Origin of the sequence: Stutzerimonas nosocomialis, assembly GCF_005876855.1 — a bacterium.
Taxonomy (GTDB): domain Bacteria; phylum Pseudomonadota; class Gammaproteobacteria; order Pseudomonadales; family Pseudomonadaceae; genus Stutzerimonas; species Stutzerimonas nosocomialis.
This window is the reverse complement of sequence record NZ_QLAE01000063.1, coordinates 1-10,527: the sequence shown is the minus strand read 5'-3', so window position 1 is coordinate 10,527 and position 10,527 is coordinate 1. Positions and strand designations below refer to the sequence as shown.

Annotated in this window: 23 protein-coding genes; all 23 read left to right on the top strand. The window is 61.2% G+C overall.

Annotated features, from left to right (window positions below; translation table 11 throughout):
* On the top strand, positions 1 to 286 hold a 286-nt coding region (locus tag DN824_RS22535), incomplete at its 5' end, for a hypothetical protein (protein ID WP_241666763.1).
* A 64-nt stretch (positions 287 to 350) separates the two neighbouring features.
* On the top strand, positions 351 to 590 hold the full coding sequence (locus tag DN824_RS22100) for a hypothetical protein (RefSeq protein WP_138410473.1): 240 nt from the start codon (positions 351 to 353) through the stop codon (positions 588 to 590).
* A 41-nt stretch (positions 591 to 631) separates the two neighbouring features.
* A complete protein-coding gene (locus DN824_RS22095) occupies positions 632 to 853 on the top strand; it encodes a hypothetical protein (protein WP_138410472.1) in 222 nt (73 codons plus the stop codon).
* Position 854: 1 nt separating this feature from the next.
* Complete coding sequence (locus DN824_RS22090; protein ID WP_138410471.1) at positions 855 to 1,268, top strand: DUF551 domain-containing protein; 414 nt, start codon at positions 855 to 857, stop codon at positions 1,266 to 1,268.
* A gap of 94 nt (positions 1,269 to 1,362) precedes the next feature.
* Positions 1,363 to 1,620 carry a hypothetical protein gene (locus tag DN824_RS22085; RefSeq protein ID WP_138410470.1) on the top strand — a complete coding sequence of 86 codons (258 nt, stop codon included), beginning with the start codon at positions 1,363 to 1,365 and terminating at the stop codon, positions 1,618 to 1,620.
* Positions 1,621 to 1,866: 246 nt separating this feature from the next.
* The gene (locus DN824_RS22080; RefSeq protein WP_138410469.1) at positions 1,867 to 2,154 is read left to right on the top strand and encodes a hypothetical protein; all 288 of its coding nucleotides are present in this window, start codon (positions 1,867 to 1,869) and stop codon (positions 2,152 to 2,154) included.
* Positions 2,151 to 2,372 carry a hypothetical protein gene (locus DN824_RS22075; RefSeq protein WP_138410468.1) on the top strand — a complete coding sequence of 74 codons (222 nt, stop codon included), beginning with the start codon at positions 2,151 to 2,153 and terminating at the stop codon, positions 2,370 to 2,372. Before DN824_RS22080 ends, DN824_RS22075 begins: the two co-directional genes overlap by 4 nt.
* The gene (locus tag DN824_RS22070) at positions 2,369 to 2,632 is read left to right on the top strand and encodes a hypothetical protein (protein ID WP_138410467.1); all 264 of its coding nucleotides are present in this window, start codon (positions 2,369 to 2,371) and stop codon (positions 2,630 to 2,632) included. The genes DN824_RS22075 and DN824_RS22070 overlap by 4 nt, the downstream gene beginning before the upstream one ends.
* Positions 2,629 to 2,904 carry a hypothetical protein gene (locus tag DN824_RS22065; RefSeq protein ID WP_138410466.1) on the top strand — a complete coding sequence of 92 codons (276 nt, stop codon included), beginning with the start codon at positions 2,629 to 2,631 and terminating at the stop codon, positions 2,902 to 2,904. Before DN824_RS22070 ends, DN824_RS22065 begins: the two co-directional genes overlap by 4 nt.
* A gap of 175 nt (positions 2,905 to 3,079) precedes the next feature.
* Positions 3,080 to 3,223: a hypothetical protein gene (locus DN824_RS22530; RefSeq protein WP_158295407.1), complete on the top strand. Its 144-nt coding sequence runs from the start codon at positions 3,080 to 3,082 to the stop codon at positions 3,221 to 3,223.
* A 44-nt stretch (positions 3,224 to 3,267) separates the two neighbouring features.
* Entirely contained in the window at positions 3,268 to 3,861 is a 594-nt protein-coding gene (locus DN824_RS22060; protein ID WP_138410465.1) for an ERF family protein, read from the top strand.
* Positions 3,858 to 4,733, top strand: coding sequence for a lambda exonuclease family protein (locus tag DN824_RS22055; protein WP_138410464.1), 876 nt, complete (start codon positions 3,858 to 3,860; stop codon positions 4,731 to 4,733). The genes DN824_RS22060 and DN824_RS22055 overlap by 4 nt, the downstream gene beginning before the upstream one ends.
* On the top strand, positions 4,733 to 5,215 hold the full coding sequence (locus DN824_RS22050) for a single-stranded DNA-binding protein (RefSeq protein ID WP_138410463.1): 483 nt from the start codon (positions 4,733 to 4,735) through the stop codon (positions 5,213 to 5,215). The genes DN824_RS22055 and DN824_RS22050 overlap by 1 nt, the downstream gene beginning before the upstream one ends.
* An 18-nt stretch (positions 5,216 to 5,233) precedes the next feature.
* Positions 5,234 to 5,701 (top strand): hypothetical protein, encoded by a 468-nt coding sequence (locus DN824_RS22045; RefSeq protein ID WP_138410462.1) that lies wholly within the window; start codon positions 5,234 to 5,236, stop codon positions 5,699 to 5,701.
* A 42-nt stretch (positions 5,702 to 5,743) separates the two neighbouring features.
* Complete coding sequence (locus DN824_RS22040; protein WP_138410461.1) at positions 5,744 to 6,076, top strand: hypothetical protein; 333 nt, start codon at positions 5,744 to 5,746, stop codon at positions 6,074 to 6,076.
* On the top strand, positions 6,073 to 6,369 hold the full coding sequence (locus DN824_RS22035; protein ID WP_138410460.1) for a hypothetical protein: 297 nt from the start codon (positions 6,073 to 6,075) through the stop codon (positions 6,367 to 6,369). The genes DN824_RS22040 and DN824_RS22035 overlap by 4 nt, the downstream gene beginning before the upstream one ends.
* 354 nt (positions 6,370 to 6,723) lie before the next feature.
* On the top strand, positions 6,724 to 7,284 hold the full coding sequence (locus DN824_RS22025; protein ID WP_158295406.1) for a hypothetical protein: 561 nt from the start codon (positions 6,724 to 6,726) through the stop codon (positions 7,282 to 7,284).
* Positions 7,277 to 7,618 (top strand): hypothetical protein, encoded by a 342-nt coding sequence (locus DN824_RS22020; protein WP_138410458.1) that lies wholly within the window; start codon positions 7,277 to 7,279, stop codon positions 7,616 to 7,618. Before DN824_RS22025 ends, DN824_RS22020 begins: the two co-directional genes overlap by 8 nt.
* Positions 7,611 to 8,258 (top strand): hypothetical protein, encoded by a 648-nt coding sequence (locus DN824_RS22015; RefSeq protein WP_138410457.1) that lies wholly within the window; start codon positions 7,611 to 7,613, stop codon positions 8,256 to 8,258. Before DN824_RS22020 ends, DN824_RS22015 begins: the two co-directional genes overlap by 8 nt.
* Before the next feature lie 253 nt (positions 8,259 to 8,511).
* Positions 8,512 to 8,997 (top strand): DUF1643 domain-containing protein, encoded by a 486-nt coding sequence (locus DN824_RS22010; RefSeq protein ID WP_138410456.1) that lies wholly within the window; start codon positions 8,512 to 8,514, stop codon positions 8,995 to 8,997.
* 24 nt (positions 8,998 to 9,021) lie between these two features.
* Positions 9,022 to 9,261 (top strand): phiTE_015 family protein, encoded by a 240-nt coding sequence (locus tag DN824_RS22005; protein ID WP_138410455.1) that lies wholly within the window; start codon positions 9,022 to 9,024, stop codon positions 9,259 to 9,261.
* Between the two features lie 3 nt (positions 9,262 to 9,264).
* Positions 9,265 to 9,465, top strand: coding sequence for a DUF4224 domain-containing protein (locus tag DN824_RS22000; protein ID WP_138410454.1), 201 nt, complete (start codon positions 9,265 to 9,267; stop codon positions 9,463 to 9,465).
* Between the two features lie 10 nt (positions 9,466 to 9,475).
* Positions 9,476 to 10,450 (top strand): tyrosine-type recombinase/integrase, encoded by a 975-nt coding sequence (locus tag DN824_RS21995; RefSeq protein WP_138410453.1) that lies wholly within the window; start codon positions 9,476 to 9,478, stop codon positions 10,448 to 10,450.
* Positions 10,451 to 10,527 lie beyond the last annotated feature (77 nt).

The window sequence follows — 10,527 nt, the reverse complement described above, 5'->3', positions numbered from 1 at the left end:
CCTGAGCGAAATCAATTCGCTATGGGGCGCCTCCGGAAACTGCTCGGAGATAAAAGCCATTCAGTGCGACCTGTGGCCGGTTACCTACACCGCCGAGCGGATGCAGATCGGCTGCCAGTTCCACGCGCTGGCAGAGTGGTGGGCATTCAGCGATGAAGAGATCGCGCAAATGGATAGCCGAGCGCTGGGCTGGTGGCGAGTCTGGAAGCCGATATTGCAGAACATCATTGAGGTTTCGCCTGCTGTGCCCGGCGGATCGAATCCGGATGAAGCCGAAGAGGCCTAACCGGAGCATTCCTGATGCAGCTTGGAGACAGGCTGCAGCGGGAAATAACCGAACGGAGATTCACATGAACATCATCCACGAGTCAGCGATGACCATTGCCCGGTCGGCTGGCGGCAACCCGATCACGGCAACCCTTGTGGTCATCCTGTTTGTGCTGGGCATCCAGGCGGTCAGCATTACGGTCGAGCGCCTGATCTGGGGCGAGCGGTTCGAGCACTGGCTTGACGTCGTGATTCTGGTCGCCTCGATGGCATACGCGGCCTACGTCGTCTACGCCTGCGCCCTGCACAACTCCGGGCGCTAACCGCCCCACCAACACCCATAAGCACATAGGAGGCACTGAACATGCCGCACTACAACATCCGACTGACCGCCTCCTGCGATTGCGTGATTGAGGCAGGCAGCGAAGACGAAGCAATGGATATCGCGATGGCAGACGCTGCCTCTGGCGATTACTCATTTGACACTGGCGAGTTCTGCGGCGAGATCGCAGATGCTGACCTGAGCACCTACCTGAACCACTGCGATTTCAAGTCGCTCGCACCGAAGAAGCGCATAGGAGGCTGAGATGAGCGAAGGAATTGAGAACGGCGCGGAGCAGCATGAACGAGAGGCTCGTGACTGGGCCGAGCTGGAAGCACAGCGCAATTCGTTCATGAACCTGGACACCCGTAACAAGGAGTACATCGCCGAGCTTGAGCGGGATGCGGCGCGGTGGATCAGCGTCGAGGAGCGAATGCCTGAGCCAGGCGTCACCGTTCTGGTCTACGCGCCGCCGCAGCCTGGCGATCACCCCGGTGACGTCCGTATCAGTTTCGATGGCATCGACCCTGAGTCCGATGGCGACTACTGGATCGACCACGGAGAGCACTACGAGCATTACTGCTGCGTGGCGAAGGGCGGCGATGTTGATTGGCACGGCCCGTCCGAGAAGGCGCCATATACGCACTGGATGCCCTTACCAGCGATCCCGAGCGCCTAACCATGCCCACCCCACTAGAGCTAACCCTAATGCTCACCGTATTCCTCGCCTGTTGCGCGTTGGAGTGGTGGGTTAGGGAGAGGAGAGAGAAGTGATGGACAGAGATTATTGCGAAATGGCGGCCAACGGAATGATCCATGCCGCGCAAGAACAATTTCAGCACGTAGCGGCCTGCCTTACTGACTACAGCGTCATGTATCGGCCTGCGCTAAGCATTGATGGCAACAAGTGGTGTGCGCTGTACGGCGAGAATCTGCAAGACGGAGTTGCAGGTTTCGGCGACTCACCGGCAGAAGCAATGCAGGACTTCAATCGAGAGTTCTCGAAAAGGCTCGAAGCCCGCGCCAAGTAACACACCGGAGCGCGACATGGAGACGCTATGCCATCGAAATATGCAAAGGAGGACGGACAGTGCTTGAGCTTATCCGCAAAGGGGTGTGCCGGTTCAATAGCCTAGTAACGTATTCCGGTCTCGACTACAGGCTGGTTGATCGCCGACTCCAGTCATTGCGACGCGCTGGCCACCTGTCTTTCAGCACGGCATCTGGCTGGAAAATCCTCGACTAAACCGCTCCACCCTCCACCCGGAGACACCCCCATGAGCATCTACATCAGCCCTGTGCCCGGCGACGAGGCGCAGCGGGATCGTGCTGCCGGCCGAGAGTGGGCGCGCGATCTTCGCATTGAGCGAGCGCGTGACCAGTTCGACGCAAAGGACCTGTACGACGCCATCGGCGGCCCGGACCAAGACGCGGTATTGCGGCTGTGTGACGAGCTGCTGCCGCTCGTGAACGCCAAGCCCGACACCTACCCACTGGCCATGCGCGGAATCATCGAGTCGCTACAGGCCATCACCGACCCCGTTATCAAGGAGCGCGCAGCATGAGCTACGCAACCGACAAGGCCCGCGAATTGATCGAGCGCGAGATTCAGCGGATGCCGGCCTCGCACTACCCGCGCCCGGACGAGAGCTACGCCACCGGCATGATCGAAATGGCCTACGCCTGCGACCTGATCGCCGATGACCAGTACCGCGCATTCAGCGCACAGATTCACGAGCTGGCCGATCAGCGCTGGCAGCAGCTACGAGGGATTGCAGCATGAAAGCCACCGTGTTCATTCCGCCAAACGGGCGCACCGAAGTCATCGAAGTTACCAATGTCTACCCAGCAGACGCGGCATATTTCGTCGAGAACAAAATTCAGATCAGCATGGAACAGATCGCCGGTGAAACCATCGTCTATGCCGACATTGGCCAGACGGATGAGGAAGGCGAACCAGTCGAGCTGATCGAATTCGCCGGCACACGATCCTGTGAAGAAACCCTGGCTGCGCTGCGCAAAGCGTGCGAGGAGGCGGCATGAGCAAGGAAGTGAAGCGGTACGAGTTGCGCATCGTTGACCGGTACGCCGGTGACGGCACTGGCGACATCGAAACAGACGCCCGCATGAAGCAGGAGGCCAGAGGCCGCTACGTGCTCTTTAGCGACTACGACGCCCTTCTCGCTGAGCGGGATGCTTACAAGGCAGAGCTGGCCGAACTGGTTCGAATCGTTTCCATGTCGTGCGACGGATCGTCAGCGCGCAACAAGGCGATGGCAAAAGCCCACGCCGCCCTGCAAGGAGCCCAGCCATGAACGCCTACGTACTCAAGGAGCTGGCCGGCGCCCTAGGCATCACCGTAGCCGGATCGCTTATCGGAACTCTCGCCTACGTGGCGTTATTGGGGGGTGTGTGATGGATGACCGCGAACTGTTGGAGATGGCTACGCCTATGGCCAGAAGCCAACCATCGATACCGCAAGGTGACCCCATGAACCACACCCAATCCATCCCCTACGACGACACCCCCACAGGCCACAGCTATGCGGCTGCGTGGATTGCGCTGATCGGATTCTTCGCCCTGGACGTGCTGATAGCGGTTCAGATCGGCGCGCTGAATCACTTCTTCGGATAACCAAACCTACTGACAGGCTGCGCGATGCGGCCTAGGGGAAACTCGTGAACAAATCAGAGCAGATCAACGAGCTGGCCACCGCGCTAGCGAAGGCTCAGGGCGAACTTGAGAACGCCAGCAAGTCGAGCAGCAACCCGCATTTCAAAAGCAAGTACGCGGATCTAGCCGAAATCCTCAACACCGTGCGGCCGGTATTCGCGCTTAACGGCCTGTCGGTCACTCAGTGCCCAAGCTTCGAGGCGGGGATTGTCAGCGTCGAAACGATCCTGATGCACAGCTCTGGCCAGTGGATGAGCAGCGTTATCAGTGCGCCGGTCAGTAAGCAGGACGCACAAGGCGTCGGCTCGGCTATTACCTACTGCCGCCGCTACTCGCTGGCATCGGTCGCAGGGATCGCTCAGGAAGACGACGACGCCAATAGCGCAGTAGGTCATGCGCCACGACAGCAGCCAAAGCAGGCCAAGCCCGTGATCAATGCCAAGCAGGCCGCCGATTTGCGAGAAGCCCTGCATGCCGCTGAACTGGACGAAGCCACATGGTGCGCCAGTGTGCGACTGGAAGCCCTTGAGGCGCTGACCGCTGACCGCTTCGCCGGAGCACTGGCCTATCTGCAGCAGCAGAAGAAGGAGGCCGCATGACCTCGCTCAATGCCTTCCAGGGAGATGACTGGCTCGCGCAACGGGTCGGCCGAATCACCGGGTCACGGGTCGCCGCCATCCTTGGGCTGGACAAGTACAAAACGCCCGATGGCGTACTGCGCGACATGGTGCGCGAGTATCACGGCGCCGAATCCGAGTTCACTGGCAACGAAGCAACGGCCTTCGGTCACGAGCACGAGCCACAGGCTATCGCAGCATACGAGGACCAGGCCGAGTGCCTGGTCATCTCGACCGGCCTGCATGTTCACGCCGATTATGACTGGCTGGCCGCGTCGCCGGACGGGCTAGTTGGGCATGACGGGCTGATCGAGGTGAAGTGCCCGTTCCGCGCCACCTACACGACGCTGGAAGAAGTGCCGCACTACGCCGCGCAGATCCAGCTTCAGCTTGCCTGCACCATGCGCGACTGGTGCGACTTCGTGATCTGGCGCGACGGCGAGCTCATCGTGGAGCGAGTCGACGCCGATCCGCTATGGCTGTTCCAGCACTTGCCGGCCCTGACGGCATTTCGTGATGAATACCTCGCCACGATTGCCAGTGAAGAGAAGTCAGCGCGCCACCTGATCCCTCTGATTCGCGAAGACCTCACGTGGTCGGCGCTTGAAGCCGAGTACGCCGACGCCAAAGCCGAAGCGGACAAGGCCTGCGCCAGGCTGGAAGCCGCTAAGAAGGCCCTCATCGCTGAAGCTGGCGAGCAGAGCCAGAAAGGCAGGCTCGTGCAGGTCATCCGCTCGGAGCGCGCCGGCGCAGTCGACTATGCGAAAGCCATCGAGCACTACGCGCCAGGCGCTGACCTTGCCGCATATCGCAAGAAACCAACCGTCGTTTATTCAGTAAAGGAGTGCCGCTAATGGCCCGTGGGGTTAACAAAGTCATTCTGGTGGGAACCTGCGGACAGGATCCGGAGACCCGCTACCTGCCCAGCGGCAATGCCGTGACCAACCTGAGCCTGGCCACCAGCGAGCAGTGGACCGACAAGCAGACCGGACAGAAGGTCGAGAAGACCGAGTGGCACCGTGTGGCGCTGTTCGGCAAAGTGGCCGAGATCGCCGGCGAGTACCTGCGCAAGGGCTCGCAGGTCTACATCGAAGGTAAGCTGCAGACCCGCGAGTGGGAAAAGGACGGCGTGAAGCGTTACACCACCGAAATCATCGTGGACATGCAGGGCACCATGCAGCTGCTTGGCGGCCGGCGCGAAGACGATGCGGCGCCCCGGCAGCAGACCCAGGCGGCGCGCAACGCGCCACGCCAGCAGAGCCAGCAGGCCGCGCCGCCGGATGATTTCGATGATGACCTGCCATTCGCCCCGCTACACCACCTCGCCGGGGCATAAGCCCTCCAGGAGCGCCGCATGAAGCCATGTGCTAAGTGCGGCGATCAGAAAGCAGATACCGACTTCTATACCCGCGACAAGACCTGCAAGGAATGTCGCAAGGCAGCCGTGCGCGCGAATTACGCACGGAACCGTGAGTCGTATCGCGAGTACGAGCGCCGCAGAGCAAGCCTGCCTCACCGCATAGAGGCAAGAGAAAGTTACCAACGCACGGACAGAGGCCGCGAGCGATCAAACGCTGCGAAACGCGCCTATTCAGCCAGAAACCCAGAAAAATCATATGCAAGGCAGACGGTCGACAACGCGGTGAGAGACAAGCGTCTCTGGAAATCACCTTGCTGTATGGCGCCAGGATGTTTCAACACCGAGCGACTTCACGGCCATCACGCCGACTACGACCAGCCGCTTTCCGTCGTCTGGCTCTGCCCTTCTTGTCACAGCAGCCTGCATCGCGACTTCACCATGAAGCAGCGCGCCGCTGCCTGATACAACTGGCGCCCCGCGCGCCCTCCTCCCTGGACCATCCCCATGATCGACCACTCTGCAATTCAGCGGAACGACTCCGCTCGCGCCCAGCTTGCTGCCCAGATGGCGGCATGGGAGGCGGAACACGGACCGGTAGAGACCCTACCGATTCACACCGAGGACAAGAAACCCGCCTTCCGGATCACCTGCCCGGAGAAGAAGGCGGCCCAGCAGAAAGCCAGCCAGGCCAGCGCCAAAGCTGAGCGATCCCGTAACGCCGAGCGCATCGGGGCCATGCTCCGGCTAGGCGTGAAGGTGCCGACCATTGCAGAGCGCACCGGACTGGCTCAGCGGTCAGTGCGGCGGATCATCAAGGAAGAGAGGTTGACGGCATGAACATGATCGAGATGAAGACCGCCGACCTGATCGGGCCGGCGCTGGATTGGGCTGTGGCGAAGGCAGTGGACCTGCCTGTGGAGATTGCATCCGAATGCTGTGGGTGCGGCGTACAGTCTGGCTATGAGTCGCCACCTGAGTGCTGCGGCGAGCCGGTCTACGGCGTTTTTTGGAAGGAAGGCCGTCGATATCAACCCTCTGAACGCGAGGGTGACGCCAGTTCCTGCCGGATCATCGTTGCAAACCGCTTCGGCGACGTAGTCCAGGTGCCAGCCGAACTGGTGACGCCATGAGCCGCCCACACAAACGCGCCCCAGCCCACGCCTACGTTGCGGAGCAGCAGGAAGGCTGGAACGCACCGCGCGAGGCGTCCTGTCCCTACCCCATCGTCGAGCTTGGCAAACGCTGCGCTTGGCTCGCCGGCTATCGAGATCGCTACGGGAGATGGATGGCATGAACGGAATGACCGAATCCCCCATCGTGAGGCGCATCAACGAGCAGTGCCGCGTGTACCTGCACAAGCCCAGCGGCACCCGATACCGGATCGTTCACACCGCCGGCCACGCACACGAATTACACCCCATCAGCGGTCAATGCCGTTACGCCACGGACGAGCAGCTGAGCAACCCTGAGATATGGGAGAGGAAATGATGAGCACTGAAAACGAGAAGCTGCGCGGGTTGCTGCGGGAGGCAGCGAGATACTTCACCGAAGAGACGACCACCAGAGCGATGGTTGGGAGGCTTGTACTCCGCATCGACAGAGCCCTATCCCAGCAGGCCGAGCCCGCCCCGGCGCAGGATGAGCGGGAGACGGCATTGGCTGACTTGCAGAACGAATGCGCGCGCCTTGCTACCTTGGCGAACGAGCTAGAGCAGCGCTTAGCCGCCCGCCCCGCGCAGACCGAGCAGCAGCCGGTGGCGTGGGTGCAGAGCCTTCCGGTGTCCGCACATCAGCCGTGCAAACCTGAGCGAGACCCGCAAAACGGATACACGATTCCGCTCTCCGCCCCCAACGCGCAGACCGCCCCGAGTGCCACTGCGGTGCCGAATGGGTATGCGCTTGTGCCGGTTGAGCCAAGCGCAGCAATTCGCGAAGCAATCGACTTGCTGTGTGACGATCATGCAGCTTTCGATGATTCTGAGGCGTTCTGGCAATACCTGCTCGCCGCCGCCCTGTCAGCCCAAGGGGGTGCCAGCGATGAGTGAAGTGAAGACATTCGATCCAATTGGGTACGACGGCCTAAGCGCGCTGATGGAAGAGTGCAAGCTGGGCATGGGCGGTTACGTGCGGGTCGAGGCATTCGAATCCCTGGCTGCCGAGAACGAACGGCTGAATGCCCGCATCGCCGAGCTGGAACGGGATGCGCGGCGGTATCGGTGGCTGCGCGAGCAGGAGGCCGAGCGCGGCATTGCCGTCGTGTGTATCACTGGATGGGAGCGAGCAGCGACGTGCTGGGCGACAACATACGACCCGGATGATCTTGACGCCGCCATCGACACCACAATGACCGCCCAGGCTGAGGAATCCACCCATGAATAACCCCGTAGTGGTAGAGCGCGAGCTGCTGGAGATGCTCTACGACCACGCGCGAGGCCTGACTGCCGAGCAGTGGGTTGCAGCGAAAAACGCCCTCGCCCAGCCCGCAGAGGCGGAAGGGGTTGAGGTGGTTGGGTATCTCTGCGGGTCGCCGGATGAACCTGAGATTGGCCACTGGCTGGATGAGGAGGCCAGCGAGGCGTTCCAGTGCCAAGCCCTAATCCGTGAGTCCGACCACCTCGCCGCCCTGTCTGCCGAACGCACCCACGCCGACGTGGCTGTGGCCGATGCGAATGATGCAAAGCAGGCGTTCCTCCAGGCTCAGCAGGACACCGCTGCCCTGATGGACCTGTGGGGCGCAGCCACTGATGAGGGCGCAGAACTTCGCGCTGCCCTGTCTGCCGTGACCGCCGAGCGGGATGGTCTCGCAGCAGCGCGCATGGCCTATGCCAGCGAATTTGAGCCAGACGGCAATGGCGAACCTGATATCGGGAGAGTGCACTCAAACATCCGCGAACTGAAAGCCGAGCGGGATAGGCTGCGGCAGCATCTTTCTATGGCCATTCGCTACATCGACACTGGCGAGATGCGTGATCTGAACCTGATCGAAGCCAGGTCGATGCTGGCCGATGTGCCAGGCTAGCTGTCTAACGATCATGAACCCCGACGACCTCCACCGCATCCTGGGCGAGCCTGACCGTATAGGCGGTGAGCCCATGGCCAGCACAGCCTGGCGCTGCATGCGCTGCGGCAAGTCGTATGCGTCCCCTACCCCTGTTCCCGTACCTGCTCCGTGCGAGTGCGGGTCTATCGCGTTCGAGGTTGAGCGCATTACCCACTGATTGAAACCACATCACACAGCCTGCCGGCGTGAGTCGGGCGGGGAAGGAGTTCGTATGTCTGCAGTGATAAGCGAGTGCGGAAAATATCGGTATCGCCTGGAGCGCGAAGTACAGATGGACGGAAAGGTGTTCGCCTTCTTTGGCGTAAATCCATCGACGGCAGACGCCAGCGTAGATGATGCAACGGTTCGCAAGTGGATCGGATTCACGAAGGTCAACGGCGGACGCCGGTTCATCGTTGGCAACGTGTTCGCCTTGCGCTCGACGGATGTCAACGCGCTCAAGTCTGCGCCTGATCCAGTCGGGCCGGACAACGCGGACCATTTGATGGCTATCGCCTCCGCCGCGGACATCCTGGTTCCATGCTGGGGCTCGAGGGGCAAGCTCCCCAAAGAGCTGCACTTTCATCTGGCGCAAACGCTGACGCTACTCGCCGCTACTGGCAAGCCAATCTTGACGTTCGGCCTTTCGAAATCTGGCGATCCGCTTCATCCGCTGATGCTCGGCTACTCGACTCAGCTGGTCCCTTACGCCGCCTAACCCCACATGCGGGAGGAGATAGACATGCTGAACACAGACAAGGCCCGGGCCGAGTTCGACGCCTGGTGGGACCGCCAGCCGCACCACGAGCAGTTCGAAGACGTGAAGACGCAGATGTTCAACGTGTGGGCGGCGTCGCGGCGGAAGCTGGTGATTGAGCTACCACCCAGGCATCCCGCGTTCGGCCAAGGGCGAAGCTGGAACAAGTGCTTGGATACATGCCGCGAAGCCATCGAAGCCGCGGGCGTACCCGTGAAGGAGTGAGTGATGTTCATGACGCCGCAAGAGGTGGCCGACCTGACCGGCTACCAAAAGCCCAGCGCTCAGATTCGCTGGCTCACAGCCGAGAAGTTCGGTTTCGTGGTCGGAGGGGATGGACATCCCAAGGTGCTGCGCGACGTTGTATTGTCGCGCCTTGGAGCCATCAAATCATCGAAGAAGGAGCCGCAGCTGAGGCTGACTGGCTGAGGACACGAGCATGCGCCCGAGGAAGAAGGACCGGCATTTGCCGGCGTGCATGTACCAGAAGCACGGAGCGTACTACCTGGTTCGCAAGGGGAAGTGGGAACGGCTCGACAGCGACTATCAGGCGGCTTTGCTGGCCTACGCCAAGAAGACATCCACCGCATCCATGGGCGGAATGCCCGATCTAATCGACCGAGCCCTGAAGCAGCACTGCAAGGGCCTCAGCAAGAACACTGTGACCCAGTACGAGGCAGCAGCCGAGCGACTGAAGTCCATCTTCGCCGAATTCGAGCCACAGCAGGTTCTGCCGAAACACGTGGCCGCGGTGAAGATGGATCTCGCGGGCACGCCGAACATGTGCAACCGGATTCTATCTTTCCTGCGCATCGTCTTCGGCTATGCGCTTGAGTGGCAGGAAGTCGACTCGAACCCATGCATCGGCATCACGCGGCACACAGAGGGCCGGCGCGACCGGTACATCACCGATGCCGAGTTCGCCGCCCTGCTCAATGCGGCGAGCCCCTACATTCGATCCATCCTCGAAATGTGCTACCTGACCGGCCAACGCATCGGGGACGTGATCGCCATCCGCCTGGCAGACATCAGCGACGAGGGTGTGTCGTTCGTGCAGGAGAAGACAGGCGCCAAACTGATCGTGGCCATGACGCCAGACCTGCAGGCCGTGATCGATCGAGCCAAGGCGCTTCCGCGCAAGGTGCGCACGCTGACTTTGTTCTGCTCCCGCACCGGGAAACCGGTCAGCTATGAAACCGTGAAGGAAGCGTTCCAGGCGCTGCGCGAGAAGACGGGCATCCATGACGTGAAGATTCACGACATCCGCGCCAAGTCCCTAACCGATGCCGATCGGGAAGGCAAGAATGCGCAGACGCTCGGCGGCCACACGGACGCCAGGATGACCGCCCGGTACCTGCGCGGCCGGTTGCCGAAGATTGCCCAGGCGCCGACAATGCCGTCCCGGATCGGCTGAAGTATTAGACAGAATCGATGAGTATTAGACAGAAAGCCTCAGAGGCCAGTGACGACGGACTTTCTAGCCACACACCC